The organism is Pseudomonas sp. IAC-BECa141 (assembly GCF_020544405.1).
Taxonomy (GTDB): Bacteria; Pseudomonadota; Gammaproteobacteria; order Pseudomonadales; family Pseudomonadaceae; genus Aquipseudomonas.
This window is the reverse complement of the sequence record NZ_CP065410.1, coordinates 2,890,833-2,909,260: the sequence shown is the minus strand read 5'-3', so window position 1 is coordinate 2,909,260 and position 18,428 is coordinate 2,890,833. Positions and strand designations below refer to the sequence as shown.

Below are 18,428 nucleotides of genomic sequence, written 5' to 3'. Positions count from 1 at the left end.
CGCGCCCTCCTTGTTTTCAGGTCTCGGCGAAGCGTTGCAGCTGCATCTCCTGCAAGCGGCTGAGGGTCCGGCGAAACGGGAATTCCAGATAACCCTCGGTGTACAGCGCGTCCATCGGCACTTCGGCCTCGATGTACAGCGGCACCTTGCGGTCGTAGCACTCGTCGACCAGCGCGATAAAGCGGCGCACGCCGTCGTCATGCACCGACAGCTGCGGCAATTGGCGATCGCCGGCCACCACCCGTTCCGCGCCGTCCTCAGTGCCACGGGCGATCCGCCCTTCGCGTTTTTTCGCGCTGAGGTTAGGCACCTCGCTCAACAGGATAGCCCGGTAGGTGTCGCACAGCGCGATGAAATCCATGGCGGCGAACGGTTGCTCGCACAGCTCGGCGTAACGACACCACAGCACCGAATCGCTGGCCTGCACCACGTTCAGGGCGCGGTAACCGACCGGCACCGGTTCGGTACTGACGGTGTGCCCGGCGGCCAGGGCGTCGAAGACCTGGCTCAGCGCGCTCTCCTGCCCCGAAGTGGCGACCCAGTAGCGCTGTTCGATGGCGCCGGGATGCAATCGGTGATCTTCGGCACCATTCACCGCGACCACTTGCATGTGCTGCTTGATCGCGGTGATCGCCGGCAAAAAGCGGTCGCGGTTGAAGCCGTCGGCATACAGCTGATCCGGCGGCAGGTTGGAGGTGCAGACCACCACCACGCCTTCATCGAACATCACCTGAAACAGCCGCCCGAGAATGATCGCGTCACCGATGTCATTGACGAACAGCTCATCGAAACACAGCACCCGCACCTCGGCCGCCAGCTCACGGGCCAGGGCCCGCAATGGATCGGCGATCCCGGTCAACTGAAACGAACGCTGATGGACCCAGCCCATGAAGTGATGAAAGTGCTGCCGCCGCGCCGGCACCCGCAGGCTTTGGTAGAACTGATCCATCAGCCAGGTCTTGCCGCGCCCGACCGGGCCCCACAGGTAAACGCCGGTGACCGAACGGGCACCGGCGTGCAGGGCTTCATGGCATTTTTGCAAGGCCCAGACCGCGTGTTCCTGGGCTTCATCCTGGATGAAACCCTTATGGTCGACGGCGTATTGCCAGGCGCTCAGGGGAGAGTCGAAAGTCATGCGCGGCAGTATGCCACGATGGCTACGCGGAAATATCCAGCCGTGCGATTTTGCCCTGCTCGTTCAGGCGAAAGGTGTAGCGCAGCTCCAGCGGGCTGCCGGGAAAGGTCCCGGAAATCAGCCCTTGCACCAGCACTTTGCCGGTGCGCTGCTGCACACCGAGCACTTCGACCCGTGGCTGATAGCGCCGGGCGGTGTCTTGCATCCAGTCGGCAATGGCCTGCGGGCCGACCTGATGATGGCCTTCGTCGAACACATGGGCATCCTCGGCAAAAAAACTGCCGACCCGGGACGTATCGCGAGCATTGGCGGCGTTGATGTATTCAACGATGGCCGGGGCGAGTATCGAGGTGGGATGGAACATGATTACAGCTCCTTTTTCGGGTTCTGTCGCCATCCTAGAACAGCCCTGCGTCAATTCTTGTCAGGAGTGAAACGGCCGTTTTCGTCCAGTTGCATCTGCCGCTGCCAGGTGCGCAACAGGTCGCTGCGACGCCCCGGATAGCGCTCGCCCTGCAAGCTGGCGGCGGCGATCCGGTCGGTGCGAAAGGTGCGATAGGCGCCGCGCAACTCACACCACGCGACGATGATTCGCACCTCGTTGAGAAAGCCCAGCGCCAGCGGCCAGATCAAGCGCTGGCTCTGGACCTGCTGCGCATCGGCGTAATCGATGTGCAACTTGGCCTGATCGCGAATCGCGTGGCGGAAAACGTTCAAGGGCACTGCGTTTTGCGGAAAACCGTAACCCGGTGGCCCGGGCATGACGGTCGGATTGCGCAGCGCTTCCTGAGCCTGCGGGTCCAGCACTGCCGCGATTTTCGCCAGTGCATCCGCCGCTGCCTTGCTCAGTACCTCGTCACCACGCTGATCGACATAACGCAGGCCCAGCACGATGGCTTCGGTCTCGTCGGCGTTGAGCATCAGCGGTGGCAGAAACAGACCGCTGCGCAACACGTAACCGATGCCCGCCTCGCCGTGGATCGGCGCACCCAGTGCGGTCAGTTCGGCGATGTCGCGATAGAGGGTGCGTTCAGAGATTTCCAGCTCGGACGCCAGCGTCGCGGCGGTCACCGGACGTTTCTTGCCGCGCAGCACTTGCAGCAGGGTCAACAATCGAGTGGTTCGCGACACGGTGTGAGGCTCCGGGCAAAAATTTGCCGGAGCTTAGCAGAGCCTGGTGTCAGAAATTGTCAGGAGCTTTCACCAGGCTCAAAGGGGATCACGCGTCGACTTTGTGCCTGGCCGCGTACAGGCAAAGCATCTCCATGGCCAGGGTTGCCGCCGCCAGCGACGTCACGTCCGCATGATCATAGGCCGGGGCCACTTCCACCACGTCCATGCCCACCAGATTGATCCCGCGCAGGCCGCCCAGAATCTCCAGCGCCTGCACCGTGCTCAGGCCGCCGCAGACCGGCGTACCGGTGCCCGGCGCAAAGGCCGGATCCAGGCAATCGATGTCGAACGTCAGGTACACCGGGTTATCTCCGACCCGCGCGCGAATGGCCTCGACAATCGCCTCGCAGCCCCGACGATGCACCTGCCGCGCGTCCAGCACCTGAAAGCCCTGATGATCGTCGTTGGTGGTACGCAAACCGATCTGCACCGAACGCGCCGGATCCACCAGCCCTTCCCGCGCTGCGTGCCAGAACATGGTGCCGTGATCGACCCGTTTGCCGCCCTCGTCAGGCCAGGTGTCGCTGTGGGCATCGAAGTGGATCAGCGACAGCGCGCCGTGCTTGCGCGCGTGGGCCTTGAGCAGCGGATAGCTGATGAAGTGATCGCCGCCAAAGGTGAGCATGGCGCTGCCGGAGCTCAGAATGTGTTCGGCGTGGGCTTCAATGCTTTCCGGGATGGTGTGCGGCGAGCCGTAATCGAAGTCGCAATCGCCGTAATCGATCACCGCCAGATGATCGAACGGGTCGAACGCCCATGGCCAGTGCCGTTCCCAGGCAATCCCGGTGGACGCTGCACGAATCCCGCGCGGCCCGAACCGTGCGCCGGGGCGATTGCTGGTGGCGGTGTCGAACGGCACACCGCTGACCGCCACGTCCACGCCGCGCAGGTCGCGGCTGTAGCGCCGGCGCATGAAACTGGTGATACCGGCGTAGGTGCTTTCGGCTGCGGTGCCGAAAAGGCTGTCACGGGTCAGGGCCTGATCGTTTTGCATTGGCACGTCCATCGGTGTGCTCCTGTTTTTATGAACGGTGTTATTGGCGGCTGCGGAAAGTGGTCCACAGCCGTGTGCGCTGGCGCATGTCCTTGAGGCTCATGCTGCGATCGGCGTACAGCCGCTCGCGCACTTCGGGTTTCGGGTAAATGTCCGGATCGTTGCGCACCGCTTCATCCACCAACGGCGTGGCGGCCTGGTTGGCGGTGGCGAAGAACAGCGTATTGGTCAGCGCCGCCACGGATTCGGGGCGCAACATGAACTCGATGAAGGTGCGCGCAGCTTCGGGGTGCGGCGCGTCTTTGGGGATCGCGAGGTTGTCCTGCCACACCAGCGTGCCTTCCCTGGGAATCCGGTAAGCCACCTCAAACGGCTTGTTGGCCTTGCGGGCCTGATCGGCGGCCATGCTCGCGTCACCGTTGTAGGTCAGCGCCAGGCAGACGCTACCGTTGGCCAGATCGTTGATCTGCCGGCCAGTGGCGACGTACAGAACAGAAGGCTGCAACTTCTGCAACAAGGCTTCGGCGGCGGCCAGATCGGTCTTGTCGGTGCTGTAGGGATCTTTACCGAGGTAGTGCAGCGCGAGGCCGATCACCTCCTGCGGCGAGTCGAGAATCGCGATCCCGCAATCCTTGAGTTTGCTGGCGTATTCGGGTTTGAACAGCAGATCAAGGCTGTTGAGCGGCGCGTCCGGCAGCCGCTGTTTGACCGCCTCGACGTTCATGCCCAGCCCCAACGTGCCCCAGGTGTAAGGCACGCCGTAGCGGTTGCCGGGATCGACCGCCGCCAGTTTTTCCAACAGATCCGGATCGAGATTGGCGTAACCCTTGAGTCCTTCGTGGGGGATTTCCTTGAGCGCACCCGCCGCCAATCCACGGGCCAGCACACTGGACGAAGGCACCACCACGTCATAACCGCTGCCGCCGGTCAGTAGTTTGGTCTCGAGCACCTCTGAGGTATCGAAAGTGTCGTAGCGCACGTGAATGCCGGTTTCCTTTTCGAAGCGCTGCAGGGTTTCCGGCGCCACGTAATCGGCCCAACTGTAAAGATTGAGCGTTTTTTCTTCCGCCTGGACAGCGATGGAGACGGTAAGCAACAAAGCGGGCAAACACAGCTTGAAGACGGGAGCCATGACGAACACCTGACCGAAGGAAGTGGTGGCAGGATGCGCCGTCGGATACATTCGAGAAATATCAAGTTTGTTAACCTGACTTTATCCAGGAGTAATGTGATGCTCGGCCAGCTCCACGATGTCGATCTTCAGCTTCTGCGGCTGTTTCTCGGAGTGGTCGAATCCAACGGTTTCAGCGCCGCGCAGGGTGAGCTGGGCCTGAGCCAGTCGAGCATCAGCCAGCAAATGGCCAAACTAGAGACGCGCCTTGGCTATCGGGTGTGCAACCGGGGCAAGGGCGGTTTCAGCCTCACTCCCAAAGGCGAGCAACTGCTGATTGCCGCTCGCAGCCTGTTCGACTCGATAGAAACCTTCCGTCATCAATCCAACGGCGTCGCCGGGCGCCTGATCGGTGAAGTGCGGCTGGGCCTCTCGGAGGCGGTCGACCACTCGGTGCTGCAACGGGTGGCCGAGGCGATCCGGCGCTTTCGCGAGCGGGACGAATCGGTGCGCATCGAGCTGATCAGCGCCATGCCCGGCGAAATGGAGCGTCTGTTGCTGCAACAGCGGCTGGACCTAGCCATCGGTTACTTCTCCCAGGTGCAGAGCGCGTTCGACTACCGCGAGCTATTCAGCGAAACCCAGCATTTGTATTGCGCGCCCGGCCATCCGCTGTTTACCGACGAGGCGCCCGATGACGCGGTTTTGCAGGCCTGCGACCGGGTCGATCACCCCTACCGGTTTCTGCGCAGTGACGAGCCGTTTCAGGGCAAGGTCTGTTCGGCGCGTTCGGAACAGGTCGAAGGCACCCTCGCCTTCATTTTGTCCGGCAAACACGTCGGTTATCTGCCGAACCATTACGCCCGCCAATGGCAGGACAAAGGCCTGTTGCGCCCGGTGCGCGAAGGCGAGTTGAGCTTTGACGTGGCGTTCCATCTGGCCCGGCATCGGGCGCAGGTGCCGGGAGATGCGCAGAAGGCTTTTGAAGAAGACCTGCTGTCAGCCTTTGGTCGAACCTGATCATTTTTTGGAACGCTGAGCGTCTCCGGCTGCATTCCCACGCAGAGCGTGGGAACGATCATGCGTTGCCCTCGCCCCTCGCTTGCGGCATCCTGCGCACCCATTTTCCGACCCGGCCCCGCATTGCGGCACGCAAACCACCATGACCGTCTCTGAAAAAGTCCCGCGCAACAACGATCTGATCTACGGCCTCAACGACCGTCCGCACTTCACCGCAACGGTGTTTGCCGCCCTGCAACATGTGCTGGCCAGCTTCGTCGGCATCATCACCCCGACCCTGATCATGGGCGGCGCCCTCGGCCTGCAAAGCGAAATTCCATACCTGATCAGCATGGCGCTATTCGTCTCGGGCCTCGGCACCTTCGTTCAGGCCAAACGCTTCGGCCCGGTCGGTTCGGGGCTGTTGTGCCTGCAAGGCACGAGTTTTTCCTTTATCAGCGTGATTCTCAGCGCCGGTTTCATGGTCAAGGCCCGGGGCGGCGGCACCGATGAGATCCTCTCGACGATCTTCGGCGTGTGCTTCTTCGCTGCCTTCATCGAAGTGGTGCTGAGCCAGTTCATCGGCAAGCTGCGCATGCTGATCACCCCCGTGGTGACCGGCACCATCATCACCCTGATGGGCCTGTCGCTGATCAAAGTGGCAATGACCGACATTGCCGGCGGCTTCGGCGCGGCGGATCTGGGCGCGGGCAGCCATGTGTTCCTGGCGGCGCTGGTACTTGCCACCATCGTGGTGTTGAACAGGGTCGACGTGCCATTCCTGCGCCTGGGTGCGATCGTCATCGGTCTGACCCTCGGCTACGTGGTGGCGTGGCTGATGGGCGCCGTGGATTTTGCCAACCTGCCGGAAGTACCAGTGGTCAGCGTGCCGGTGCCGTTCAAGTACGGTTTCAACTTCGACTGGGTGGCGTTCGTGCCGGTGGCGGTGATTTTCCTGGTGTCGCCGCTGGAAGCCGCCGGTGACCTGACTGCCAACTCGATGATTTCCCGGCAACCGGTCAAAGGCCCGCTGTACATCCGCCGGATCAAGTCCGGGCTGCTGGCCGACGGCCTCAACTCGGCCATGGCCGCGGTGTTCAACAGCATGCCGATGGTGACCTTCGCCCAGAACAACGGGGTGATTCAGCTCACCGGCGTTGCCAGCCGTTACGTGGCGTTCTTCATCGCCGGGCTGTTGGTGGTGCTGGGGCTGTTCCCGATGATCGGCGCGGTGCTGCAACTGATGCCGAAACCGGTGCTCGGCGGCGCCGAACTGGTGATGTTCGGCACCGTGGCCGTGGCCGGGATCAAGATCCTCGCCGAAGCCGGCCTGCATCGGCGCAACATGCTGATCGTGGCAATTTCCGTCGGCATGGGCCTTGGCATTGCCGCCGTGCCGGAAGTGCTGCGTGAACTGCCGCAGGCGCTGCGCAACATCTTCGAATCGCCGATCACCGTTGGCGCGCTGTGTGCGATCGTGCTGAACATCTTCCTGCCGGAAGAATTCATCGAACTGGAAGAAGATGACTTCGACCCGGAAGCCTCTATCCTTCAGGTCATGGAAAACCCCGACCTGCCGGCCAAAGCTGAACCCGCATCAAAGGCCGCTGTCGCACACTTGAACCGTTGACCTTGTCCGCTCGATGAAAAAGGGCTGATACCGGCAGCGGTTCAGCCCTTTTTCAATGAGAGAGCATCAATGCGCCGTATCCAAGCCGTCATCCTGTCCCTGCTTCTGCTCTCCCTCAGCGCCTGTGCGCTGTTCCCCAACCGCGACCCGGTGAACATCAACGTGGTCGGCCTCGAACCGCTGCCGAGCCAGGATCTGGAAGTGCGCTTCGCGATCAAGCTGCGGGTGCAGAATCCCAATGAAACCGCCATCGACTACAACGGCATCGCGCTGGATCTTGACGTGAACGGGCATTCCCTGGCGTCGGGTGTGAGCGATCAGAGCGGTTCGATTCCACGGTTTTCCGAAACCATTGTCAGCGTCCCGGTGAGCATTTCGGCGTTCTCGGTATTGCGCCAGACCCTGGGCCTGAGCCAGACGCAATCCCTCGACAACCTGCCTTACGTGCTGCGCGGCAAACTGGCGGGCGGCGTTTTCGGCACCATGCGTTTTGTCGACAGCGGCAAACTCAGCCTGCCGCGAGCCAGTGCCGCAACCTGGTAAAGATGCGGTAGCCTGCAGCGCTCACCGTCAACAACATGGAAGTCGCTGGTTTATGCAAGATACGCCCACGCTGTATACCGAACGGCTGATTCTGCGCCCGCTTGAGCTGGCGGATGCCGAGGCCATCCAGCAACAATTTCCCCATTGGGAAGTGGTGCGTTATCTGAACGTCTTCGTGCCCTGGCCGTATCCGGACGACGGCGCCCTCACCTATCTGCGCGACATTGCGCTGCCTGCCATTGCGGCGGGCAAAGAGTGGCACTGGACGCTTCGTCTCAAGTCGGCACCTGAGCAATTGATCGGCAACATCAGCCTGATGGACGAGCCGGACAACCATCGCGGGTTCTGGCTCGCCCCGGCCTGGCAGGGCCAGGGTTTGATGACCGAAGCCAGCGAAGCCGTGACCCGCTACTGGTTCGAAACCCTCGATCAACCGTTGATGCGCGTGCCGAAAGCCGCGCCGAACCTTGGTTCGCGCAAGCTCTCGGAGCGTACCGGCATGCGCTTGATCCGCACCGACGAGGATGACTTCGTCAGCGGCCGCTTCCCACGGGAAATCTGGGAAATCACCCGTGAGGAGTGGCAACGGCAACGCCTCAAGCGGTGAAGCGAACACCGGGTTTGGCGCGCTCATCCACGCTCAGCTCGAACACATCCGGTCGTGCATAGTGGCCGACCACGTCGTAGTCATAGCGGGCCCGCACCAGTTCATCGGTATCGATCTCGGCGGTGAGCAAGCCGGCCTCGCCGCGTAACGGCCCGGCCAATACGTCGCCCATCGGCCCGACGATCACGCTGCCGCCGGCGATCAGCGGTCGATCCCCCGGCCAGTTGGCGATTTCTACGCCCAGTTCATTCGGCGAGGCCTGCACCTGACAAGCGCTGACCACAAAGCAGCGCCCTTCATGGGCAATGTGGCGCATGCTGACCTGCCACATCTCGCGCTCGTCTACAGTCGGCGCACACCAGACCTCGATGCCCTTGGCGTACATCGCCGTGCGCAGCAGCGGCATCATGTTTTCCCAGCAAATCACCGCACCGAGCTTGCCGACCTGTGTATCGAGCACCGGCAGCGTCGAACCGTCGCCCTTGCCCCAGATCAGCCGTTCGGTGCCGGTCGGCATCAGTTTGCGGTGCTTGGCCACCAGACCGGCCTGCGGGTCGAAATACAGCGCAGTGCAATGCAAGGTGCTGCCGGCCCGTTCGATCACGCCGATCACCAGGTTGGCCCCGGTGCGCGCCGACAGCCCGGCCAGCGCTTCGGTTTCCGCGCCCGGCACATCAATGGCGTTGGCGAAATAACGGGCGAAGGCTTCGCGGCCTTCCGGCAAGCGATAACCCAGCTGGGTGCCGAAGCCCTCGCCTTTCGGGTAACCGCCAAGCAACGCTTCGGGCATCACCACCAGCGCGGCGCCGGATTCGATGATTGCGCTTTCCCAGCTCAGGATCTGTTCCAGGGTTTCAGCCTTGCCACCGGGCAAGGCGCCGATCTGCAGGGCGGCAACGATTGATTTGGGCATGGCGGTCACTCCGTGAAGTTCAGGTGTTGCTCATTCTCCAGCGCCACGGGATCATGAATAAAGACCGATCCACTGCTGATTGATATGAACCATATGAATATCGTGACCGTCGACCTCAATCTGCTGAAAGTTTTCGAAGCGCTACATGAAGAGTCCAGCGCCAGCCGCGCAGCGTTGCGTCTGGGCGTGACCCAGTCAGCGGTCAGCGCAGCGTTGCGGCGGTTGCGTGAGGTGTATGGCGATCAGTTGTTCGTGCGCACTGGCCGGGGTCTGGCGCCAACCCTTAAGGCCAATCAGTTGAAACCAGTCGTCAGCGATGCCCTGAACAAATGCCGGCAAAGCCTGGCAATGGTCGATCCGACCGCCAATCACTACGACGGACGCTCGGTCACCGTGGGCCTCTCCGACGATTTCGAAATCGCTTACGGCCGCCGTCTGATCGAGGAAATCGCCCGCCGCGCACCGAAACTGCGGCTGATCTTCCGCCAGACCCACAGCCAGATCGTCGCCCGGGCGCTGATGGAGCGCAGCATCGATCTGGCGATCACCGCCGGCGGGTTTGCCGAGCGGCTGCTCAGTCGTCAGGTGCTGGGCGAAGGGGGTTACGCGTGTCTGGTGGATCCGGCAAGTCTGACGCCGGGCCAGCAGCAGATCGATCTGGAGGAATTCGTCACCCGCGAGCATCTTCTGGTGTCGTCGGGCGGTTTTATCGGGATCACCGATGAAGGGCTGGCGGCGCTGGGCCGCAGTCGCCGGGTCTGCGCCTCGACCACGCACTTCGCGGCGTTGCCGCACCTGCTCAAGGGCAGCGATGCCGTGGCGACCATTCCCACTCACGCGGCGCAGGCCATTGCCTCGCTGAGCGGGCTGGCGTTGCTGCCCTGCCCATTGGCGTTGCCGCGTTATCCGATCGAACTGGGCTGGCGCACCAGCACCCAGATCGATCCGGTGGTGCTGACGGTACGTGAAGCGATTGCCACCAGTTTCGGGGCCGAGTGATTACTTGTTGGCCGCCATCAGGCGATTGACTTCACTGCGCACCATGTTGGCGAACTCTGGCGGCGACATGCCGTCCAGTTCTGCGCGCACGAATTCAGCCCATTTGCCCTTGCGCTTGGAGCGCTCGCCGAACAACCGCGCGGCTTCGCCCTTGGCTTTGCCCAGATTGTTCTGCCAGAGTTCGAACAGTCGGGATTTCTCGTCTTCCAGCGCAGCGCGCTCTGCGAGGGATTTATCGGCCAGATTGAAACTCATCGGGAATTACCTGCTGCATGAAATGGCGACATCTTACACGCTGGGCGGAAACCTCTGACGCAGGTTTTTGCTCCGAATGGAAAATTGCTGCAACTTTTCAAGACACGCCACACTCCATTGTTCACTGTCCATTCACCTGCAAGGAGTCACCCAATGGCCCGGAAAACCGCCGTTCAAGCCGCCGAAGACCAAATCAAGGACCAGGCCTTCAGCGAACTTCAGGCGCTGATCGAAGAGTCGGAAAAACTGCTCAAGAGCAGTGCCTCGCTGGTCGGCGAAGAAGCGGAGACCCTGCGCGGTCAAATCGCCCAGAAGTTGCAGCTGGCCCTGGATTCGGTCACCAACGTGCGTGACCGCACCAAACCCGCGGTAGACGCCACCGAGAGTTACATCGGCGGGCACCCGTGGCAGACCGTGGCGATTTCCGCCGGTTTCGGTCTGGTGGTCGGATTGCTGCTCGGTCGCCGCTGAGCGCGATCAAAAAAGGCGAGCCCTCGGTGGCTCGCCTTTTTCATGTCCGGCAAACACTCATTCGCCGGCCAGTTCTCGCAACTGTGACAGGGTCTGCTGATCCAGCTCGATTCCTTTGGCCAATGACTTGGCCCGCTGCAAATGCCGCCGATCTCCCGGCAAGCGCTTGAGCCCTACCCCGTGCATCTGCCGCACGAGTTCCTGACTGCGTTCGGCGAAGCTTTGCCCGGAGGTCTTGCTCGGGTCGATCACGATCAGCAGTTGGCCAGTCCATGGCGTCTTGGCGCCCGGATGGTTCTTCCAGTCGAATTCGAACGAAAAATTGCCGCCGGTCAGCGCGGCGGCGAGCAACTCCACCATCATCGACAGCGCCGAGCCCTTGTGCCCGCCGAACGGCAGCAATGCGCCGCCTTCCAGAATCGCTTTCGGGTCGCAGGTCGGCTGACCGAGGCTGTCGACGCCCATGCCCGCCGGCAGTTTCTCGCCCTTGCGCGCGGCGATCTGCACGTCGCCATGGGCGATGGCGCTGGTGGCCAGATCGAAGACGATCGGCGCGCCGTCGGCCCGTGGAGCGGCAAAGGCAATCGGGTTGGTGCCGAACAGTGGCCGGTCGGCGCCGTGGGGTACCACGCAGGTCATGCTGTTGACCACGCTCAGCGCCACCAGGCCCTCGTCGGCAAAAGGCTCGACGTCCGGCCACAGCGCGGCAAAGTGATGGGAATTGCGGATCGCCAATAGGGCGATCCCGGCACTGCGGGCCTTTTCCACCAGCAATGCACGGGCCGCCGCCAGCGCAGGTTGAGCAAAACCGTTGCCGGCATCGACGCTGACGAAACCTGAAGCCACATCCTCGACCTTTGGCACAGCCTTGCCGTTGACCCAGCCGCTGTTGAGCGTAGAGACATATCCGGGAATCCGGAATACGCCGTGACTGTGAGCACCGTCCCGCTCGGCGTTGGCGCAATTGGCGGCCAGCGTTCTGGCGACTTCGGCCGAGGTGCCGTGACGGGTGAAAATCGTTTCCAGCAATTGAGTCAGCTCGTCCAGCGAAACCGTGGACGAGACCGCATGATCGTGTGGCGCAGACATCTGAAGCTCCAGAGTAATTATTGGAGGGAACAACAGCGAACAAACAACCCGCCTGAGGATTAACCACGGCTGGCCGGTTGCCTGTCAACCCCGCAATATTTATCTACCACCCTCGTCGCCTTCACCCGCCCTAGCCTTGCGTCTCGACCCACCGGCGCCCGCCAGCATGCGCCCCTCATCGAGACTCAATCATGTCAGCCCTCATTCAGCCGTTGTTGTTCCCCGAAGTCTTCGACGCCCCCGGACGATGGACCGAACTGGGCAAGGCCCACGGTCTGTCCGAATCCGAATTCAAATGGCTCGCCCATGCCAGGCTCTCCTCCAGCAGTTTGCGCAGCCAGCAGACCCCGCCGATGCGCGCCGAGCGCATCCTGCTCAATGTTGGCAGTGAAATACCTCTGCCGTTGCCGGGTGCGTTCGTTCTTGGCGAGACGCCCGTCGATAACGCCCTGATCCTCTACACCGTGTTCGACGGCCTGAAAAAATACCGTGACCGCGCCGAATTGAGACAACAGCTCGAGCGGCGCCTGAACAATGCCGATGACCAGGCCAGTCTGTTTGCGTTCCTGTCTTTGCCGCAACGCAAGCGGCTGTTCGATGCCGACAACATCACGGTGACCTTCAGCATCATCGATGGCGATGTATTTGATGAAAACACCACGGCCATCCAGCAGGCGCAGATTCTGAATGCACAGGCCATGCGGGCGGAGCTGGAAAAGCTGCCGACGCTCAGTCACCGGCTGGAAAACATCCTTGATGAATTGCTCAAACCGCATTTCGGCAGCTTGCAGCAAAACCGTACCCGCGTCGGTTTCTACACCCAGGACGATGACACCGCGCTGACAAGACACTGGCTCGACTCCATGAGCCTGAGCGATGCAGTGCTGTTGCATTACCGGCATCAACAATGGCCGACCACTGCGTTGCGAGAGTTCTCCCACCCCGACAGATCGGCCGCCACAGGCGATCAGGCGCAATGGGAAGAGGCTGTCACCAGCGCGTCCGGAAAGTTGCCGGCGCTGCTTTTCCGGCAATTGGAACACTATTGGGACGCGGCTTCTGCCGACGGTTCGACGCGACGCGCGTTCTTCGCCAACGTTCTGGAGGACCAGGCGCTCAGCGAATGGATGATCAAACGCGAAAACGGCGTTCTCGATGCAACGCAGTTCAGCGCACTGCATCAGTTGATGTCGCACGATGCACAAGGCCCGCAGCGCCCCGTCACCGAAACCGTGCGTCTTTGGGAGCACGAAGCCAATTACGTCGAACTGGCGGGGTCACTGATGATCAGCGCCAGCCAGGCCTTTCTTTACACCCCGGTGCAGGGCCTGCAAGTGCTCGCCGATTACAACGACCTGAAACAGACATTGCAGAGCAAGTTCATTGCCAAGGGCCATGAAGACGAGCTTTACGGCCTGCTCAGCCTGGAAGAGCGCAACCGGTTTCTCGGTTTCGACCAGCCGCAGGTATCGGGAGAGCGGATCGTCGGAGAAGTCTTCAAGATCCTCTTCGAATGGATCATCACCAAGCAGCGGCAAAACATCGAATACGCCCTGCAAGTGTTTCGCCACAGCGATGGCGCGGTGAATCTGCACGCCCTGTTCGACAAGAGCCTGGACATCCGCTCGATGATTCATGCGCGTTTGCTCGAGCTCGACAGCGCAGGACGCTGGAGCACGCACCCGGTACTTTCGGGCAATCAACAGCCGTCCATGGTTCTGGCGGAAAAGGCGCGCGCCGCGATCAAGACGTTCAGCAGCGTTGAAGCGCCGCTTCGCCAGACACTCAAGACCCAACCCATGGCCACTCAGGAGGCTCAGCGGTCGTTTCTCGAAAACCTGAAGGCAACCCTGGCGCATGCCTGGTCTATCGGGGTAACTGGCGAAGCCCGGCTGCGAGCATTGAACGGCACACTGCCAGCCTCGGTACGGGCGATCGTCGATGCCGTGTGCAATCCAGACCAGCCGACCCGCGCGCAACGCCAGGCGCTGCAGGGTTTTCGCCCCGATGCCTATGGGCTCACCCTACGGTCTGGCGACCAGCAGAAGCTGCTGCCACTCGCCCACTGCCTGCTGATGACCGAGCGTGGCGGTCTCGACGTCCAGCACTCCGGTCGTGCAGTGTTGTGGACACCTGCACTCGGGCTTGAAGTATTCGACTCCGTTGCAATTGCCCGGCAAAAGCTCGAGCAACGCTTGCTGCACAAGGTGCAACGCCTGTCGCTGCTGGAAAATATTCTGCCTGCACAGTTTCAGCTGCATCAGCGTTATACCCTGGGGCCTTTTCAGTTCATCGAACACAACGTGCTGCATAACCGCATGCAATCGGCGACCGAGCATTTTCTCGGGCGCTGCGAGCAGGTGCGCACCCGCGTGAAGGATCCGGCAAAGCGCGACAAGGCGCTGACAACGCTGGGTGAGTCGACTTTTCACACCAACCTGAAGCTCGCAACGGCTCATGCCCGGGCAATCGTCTCCCGGCAAACTTATCCTGCCTGGCTCGGCATGGCGTCGCTCGCCGAACAGAAACTGCACGTCGAACTCCTGGAGCAGTGGCGCCAGAGCGTCGTCGACGACAAGGATTACCTGAGCGGTGTGCCAACTCTGGTCAGCCATGTCGAAAAGACGTTGACGTCATTGCTCGAAGGGCGATTCCCGGATACCGGGCTCAACCCTCGCCACATCCGGATAACGCCGAACCTGGCCCTGGCCGGACCGGCCCGCAATCTTCTCGAGTTTGCCCTCAATCACATCAATATCGCCCAAGGCACCGGTTTCAAGGTGGCATCGACAACCGCCAACGCGTTGCCCAAGGGGCTCGATCAAAGTGCAGTGACGCAACTGCTGCTATCGCTCGAGATTCCTGCCACCTACAGCGAAAAGGTCAGGCAGGCACTGGCGACGAATACGACTGCCGGCCTCGCGCGGCAGCAGACTTTCTTCCGTCAATTACCCTGGCAGTTGTTGCAGCATGCTCACGCGCTGAAACTGCAGCAGCATTTGTCAGAAACGGCATTCAGTTACATCCGCCAGGCCCTGGACATGCCAGATGCCATCGCCCGTGCTGCCGTGTCCGGTGCACAGGCCATGGTGTGCCCGCTGTCGCTGATAAAGACAGTCGGCGCCGCCGCAGTCGAAGCATGCGGACTGTATGTGTTGGCCCCCGGCACCGGGCACAAGGGGCCTCGGCTGCTTTACAGCCCCTACACCGAGCAGGCCTTTCACGAATTTCCCGATGAAGAAAGTCTGATCAGCGCGCTGAACATGCCGGGTTTGCTGCAAAACCTGCTGCTTCGTCGCCTGCCGCAACCTCAGCGAGCGATTTTCCGCAGTCTGTTTGCCAGCACCCTGGGACAGATCAGCGAAATGACGCTGGACTACCACCCGATTGCCGGCAACCTGCTGGAACGTCTGTATCAGGACAATCTCGATCTGTTGAAACAGATGCTCGACTCGCAGAACGACAGCGACGGGCAGTCTGACTGGGAAAACGCCAAAGCCCTGTTCAGCGACGGCATCCGACAGGTCGCGGACGTGCTGCCGGGCAAACTCGCCTGCGGACGCTTTCTCTGGCAAGCCTACGATGCCTTCAAGGATTCGGCCGAGGCCTTGCAGAATCATCACTGGAAGAAGGCGCTGAAGTCGTTTATCGATGGCGCCGAACATATGGTGACCGTCGGGATGCTGTCCGAAACGTCCGCTGAACAGGCGGTTGGCGCCGATGTCGGTCAGCAGACGATCGCCTCCGGCACGCAGAATATCGAAAAACCTGTGGTTCCGAATCTGTCGGAAATCGAAACGACGTCACCTCAACGCACCCTCCTGCAGCCTTTCGAAGCAATGGACGTCGCACTCAAGGATCTGACCTACAGCGCGACTCAGGGCGTGTACCAGAAGACATCCAACAACCGTAGCTATGCCGCAGTGGACGGCAAGGTATACCGGGTCGTCAAAAACGGAGCGGACTGGCAATTGGCAAAGGATGACGTTCGCGGCCCATTGCTGCGCAAGACCGACTCACGGACAGTCCGGATCACCGAGGGTCAGACCGTTCATTACGGCAAGGCCTATTCCAGAATGATCGTGCACAAACAGTACACGCACCTGCGCCGCATGATGCTCAACATCGAAGCGCACGGCATGGAAGAGATCAGTCGAAGATACCCTGAAAAAGCCCGGATACTGGGGCATGCAGTGGCGGTGGCGCGGGATTACGCATTCAACTGCCTGCACAATCTGGCCATTCTGGACATCAACGTCGTGCCCGGTGGGCGGGTCAACCGGTTTCTCATGGAGTTCTTTGATGTCCCACGCGTCACGACGCAGATCCTGTCCAGGATAAACGCCGCGATCCTGCCCATCTGCAAGGCTCTGGTAGATCCGGCAGACGACCTGCTCAACACTGACCGCTTCATCGTCGGCTCAACCAGATGGTTTCACGACGTGATTGCGTTTGTCCTCGATGGCGACCTGAAGAACAAAGTCCATTTCACCCAGCATTTTTTCAATCAGGATCTGGGGGACTACGTGCCCGTCACTGCATCTGGTTTTGATATTGACGGCCATGCACAAGCCGCAACCCTGATACATGAGTTGGCCCATCAACTGAGCAATGCGTGGGACATCGCGACGGTCAGGGCGCGTGAGCCTTTCTGTGACCTGATATCTTCCGCTACCCCCGACGGTGAAAGATTGCTCAATCATCTGCAGGACGAACGAAGAACCGCGCTGTCACTGGCCACGCCCCGTGCACAACTGTTTGCAGAGTGGAGCCCGAATCAAGCGGCCTGGATCGACCTGGACAGAATTGCGGAGAAACAGACCACGGCGGCGGAGATTTTCAGGCAGACAGGCAGCGCCACCATGAGCGAGGCGCGCGATGCGTTCCTGGATCGGCAGTCTTCAGATGCCCGCGTCGGTGTCATCTTGCACAACGCCGATTCGATAGCGCAGCTGATCTGCGAAGTCGGCCGGCAGCTGGAGGTTGTGCCGTCCCCTTGATCCAAAAAAAATGCGCAGGCTCATCACCTGCGCATTCCGGCAACGGCCTCAGGATCAGTCTTTCTGATCACGCAAGACATTGCCCGACGCGCCATCGATACGGAACTCGTACACCACGCCGTCCGCCTTGCGCCCTTCCCCTTTCCAATAGCCGTTGTTGTCGGCCTCGATCTCGTAGACCTCGACATAACCGGCCTTGGTTTTAACGATTTCGATAGCCTTTTCGATAGTGATCCATCCAGCGCCCGGACGGTCGGCCAGCGCCGCGCCTGCACTCAGGAGACTGGCGGTTGCGACGAAGGCGGCCAAGGTTCTTTTGATCATTTTTTCACTCCATTCATGGATAGGGTTCATGGGACGTCCTGGTTTTTGGGGCGCCTGAGCGGAAAAAAGTTCAACGTTTGATGGGTAAATGCCATGACGGTTGTTCTCGGCGCCTTCCCCTCAAGGTTAGAATGCGCGAAATCAGGAAGAGTCAATGACCCAGAACACCCTCTCGGAAGCCGAATACGATGCCATCACCGATGCCGCCGCGCATTGGTGCATGCGTCTGCACGCCGTCGACTGCACCGCTGAAGAGCGGCAGGCGTTCGAACAGTGGCGCGATGCACATCCGCTTCACGCATTCGAGTATGAGGCGATGCTGGAGATCTGGGATGTCGCCGAGCATTTGCCGCGCCCCGAGCCTGCGGTGGTTGTACCGAAGACTGCGCCGGCCCGGACGTGGCGCCAATACGCAGTAGCCGCCGCCGTTTGCGCTCTGGCGCTGCCGCTGGCGGCCTGGGCCGGGTGGAATCTGGGTTGGCTGCCCGACAGCTATCAACACTTTGCTGCCACCGATAATGTGCGCCATGTCACGCTGGCTGACGGCAGTCAGGTCGAGCTGAACCTCAACACCGAGCTGACCTACAGCAATTACAAGGACGAGCGTCGCGTCACCCTGAAAAAGGGTGAAGCCTTCTTCGAAGTCAGCCATGACCTGAGCCATCCGTTCGTCGTCAGGGCCGCAGAAGGCAAAATCCGCGTCACCGGCACCCGTTTCAACGTCTGGATGTACGAAGATCAGGTGAAGGTGAACCTGATCGAGGGTTCCGTACTGGTCACCAGCAATACTCAACTGTCGGGCGATGGCTTGCGCCTCGGCCCTTCCATGCAGGCCCGCTACAGGCACGGCGACTTCACGCCGCAAATCAGCCAGACCTATGCCAATGACACTTCTCTGGCCTGGCGCAGCGGCAAACTGATTCTCGACAACCTGTCGCTGAACGAAGCGCTGCCGATGATCAACCGCTACCTGGACAAACCCTTGATGCTCGCCGACAGCGCGACCGGCGCGATCCGGGTGGGCGGCATTTACAACATCAAGGAGCTGAACAGTTTCGCCAGCTCGATGCCAAAGGTGTTGCCGGTGTTCCTGACCCGCAACAAGGAAGGCAACCCGGTGATCAATCCGATGCCGCAACAACCGCGAAAAAACTGAAGGCCGTTCCCGTGAGGGAGCGGCCTTCT

At 61.1% G+C, this 18,428-nt stretch carries 17 protein-coding genes; 8 read left to right on the top strand and 9 right to left on the bottom strand.

All coding sequences use genetic code 11. From position 1 onward, the window contains the following. Nucleotides 1–16: 16 nt before the first annotated feature. The 5 genes from zapE to I5961_RS13285 form a co-directional block, all read right to left on the bottom strand. The gene (gene zapE, locus I5961_RS13305) at nt 17–1,135 is read right to left on the bottom strand and encodes a cell division protein ZapE (protein WP_227235484.1); all 1,119 of its coding nucleotides are present in this window, start codon (nt 1,133–1,135) and stop codon (nt 17–19) included. Nucleotides 1,136–1,157: 22 nt separating this feature from the next. Beyond that, nucleotides 1,158–1,499 carry a nuclear transport factor 2 family protein gene (locus tag I5961_RS13300; RefSeq protein ID WP_085696381.1) on the bottom strand — a complete coding sequence of 114 codons (342 nt, stop codon included), beginning with the start codon at nt 1,497–1,499 and terminating at the stop codon, nt 1,158–1,160. 50 nt (nt 1,500–1,549) lie between these two features. Further along, nucleotides 1,550–2,266, bottom strand: coding sequence for a helix-turn-helix transcriptional regulator (locus I5961_RS13295; protein WP_085683779.1), 717 nt, complete (start codon nt 2,264–2,266; stop codon nt 1,550–1,552). A gap of 88 nt (nt 2,267–2,354) precedes the next feature. Continuing rightward, nucleotides 2,355–3,314 (bottom strand): agmatinase, encoded by a 960-nt coding sequence (gene speB, locus I5961_RS13290; RefSeq protein ID WP_227235483.1) that lies wholly within the window; start codon nt 3,312–3,314, stop codon nt 2,355–2,357. Nucleotides 3,315–3,342: 28 nt separating this feature from the next. Next, nucleotides 3,343–4,434: a polyamine ABC transporter substrate-binding protein gene (locus I5961_RS13285; RefSeq protein WP_085703086.1), complete on the bottom strand. Its 1,092-nt coding sequence runs from the start codon at nt 4,432–4,434 to the stop codon at nt 3,343–3,345. A 99-nt stretch (nt 4,435–4,533) separates the two neighbouring features. On the opposite strand from I5961_RS13285, the gene I5961_RS13280 reads away from it, so the two are divergent. The 4 genes from I5961_RS13280 to I5961_RS13265 all read left to right on the top strand — a co-directional run bounded on the left by I5961_RS13280 (nt 4,534) and on the right by I5961_RS13265 (nt 8,192). Next, nucleotides 4,534–5,433, top strand: a complete 900-nt coding sequence (locus tag I5961_RS13280) for a LysR family transcriptional regulator (protein WP_085696392.1) — start codon at nt 4,534–4,536, stop codon at nt 5,431–5,433. Nucleotides 5,434–5,575: 142 nt separating this feature from the next. After that, nucleotides 5,576–7,042, top strand: coding sequence for a nucleobase:cation symporter-2 family protein (locus I5961_RS13275; RefSeq protein WP_085696394.1), 1,467 nt, complete (start codon nt 5,576–5,578; stop codon nt 7,040–7,042). Between the two features lie 69 nt (nt 7,043–7,111). After that, nucleotides 7,112–7,585: an LEA type 2 family protein gene (locus I5961_RS13270; RefSeq protein ID WP_227235482.1), complete on the top strand. Its 474-nt coding sequence runs from the start codon at nt 7,112–7,114 to the stop codon at nt 7,583–7,585. Nucleotides 7,586–7,637: 52 nt separating this feature from the next. Further along, nucleotides 7,638–8,192: a GNAT family N-acetyltransferase gene (locus I5961_RS13265; protein ID WP_227235481.1), complete on the top strand. Its 555-nt coding sequence runs from the start codon at nt 7,638–7,640 to the stop codon at nt 8,190–8,192. Here I5961_RS13265 and I5961_RS13260 read toward each other — a convergent pair. Next, the gene (locus I5961_RS13260; RefSeq protein ID WP_227235480.1) at nt 8,182–9,105 is read right to left on the bottom strand and encodes a carbon-nitrogen hydrolase family protein; all 924 of its coding nucleotides are present in this window, start codon (nt 9,103–9,105) and stop codon (nt 8,182–8,184) included. The two genes, I5961_RS13265 and I5961_RS13260, sit on opposite strands and share 11 nt — an antisense overlap. Nucleotides 9,106–9,189: 84 nt before the next feature. Here I5961_RS13260 and I5961_RS13255 point away from each other — a divergent pair, with 84 nt between their 5' ends. Continuing rightward, the gene (locus I5961_RS13255) at nt 9,190–10,104 is read left to right on the top strand and encodes a LysR family transcriptional regulator (RefSeq protein WP_227235479.1); all 915 of its coding nucleotides are present in this window, start codon (nt 9,190–9,192) and stop codon (nt 10,102–10,104) included. Here the strand turns inward: I5961_RS13255 and I5961_RS13250 are convergent, their stop codons facing one another. Next, nucleotides 10,105–10,359: a hypothetical protein gene (locus I5961_RS13250; RefSeq protein WP_007957535.1), complete on the bottom strand. Its 255-nt coding sequence runs from the start codon at nt 10,357–10,359 to the stop codon at nt 10,105–10,107. Nucleotides 10,360–10,512: 153 nt separating this feature from the next. On the opposite strand from I5961_RS13250, the gene I5961_RS13245 reads away from it, so the two are divergent. Further along, entirely contained in the window at nt 10,513–10,830 is a 318-nt protein-coding gene (locus I5961_RS13245; protein WP_085696402.1) for a DUF883 family protein, read from the top strand. Nucleotides 10,831–10,887: 57 nt separating this feature from the next. On the opposite strand, the gene I5961_RS13240 is transcribed toward I5961_RS13245, so the two are convergent. Further along, entirely contained in the window at nt 10,888–11,919 is a 1,032-nt protein-coding gene (locus tag I5961_RS13240; protein WP_085703063.1) for an Ldh family oxidoreductase, read from the bottom strand. Between the two features lie 191 nt (nt 11,920–12,110). Here I5961_RS13240 and I5961_RS13235 point away from each other — a divergent pair, with 191 nt between their 5' ends. Further along, nucleotides 12,111–16,919 (top strand): M35 family metallopeptidase, encoded by a 4,809-nt coding sequence (locus tag I5961_RS13235; RefSeq protein WP_227235478.1) that lies wholly within the window; start codon nt 12,111–12,113, stop codon nt 16,917–16,919. 54 nt (nt 16,920–16,973) lie between these two features. Here the strand turns inward: I5961_RS13235 and I5961_RS13230 are convergent, their stop codons facing one another. Continuing rightward, a complete protein-coding gene (locus I5961_RS13230) occupies nt 16,974–17,243 on the bottom strand; it encodes a PepSY domain-containing protein (protein ID WP_007957544.1) in 270 nt (89 codons plus the stop codon). Nucleotides 17,244–17,397: 154 nt separating this feature from the next. Between I5961_RS13230 and I5961_RS13225 the strand changes: the two genes are divergently transcribed. Further along, nucleotides 17,398–18,399: a FecR family protein gene (locus I5961_RS13225; protein WP_085696406.1), complete on the top strand. Its 1,002-nt coding sequence runs from the start codon at nt 17,398–17,400 to the stop codon at nt 18,397–18,399. The last annotated feature ends 29 nt before the right edge of the window (nt 18,400–18,428 follow it).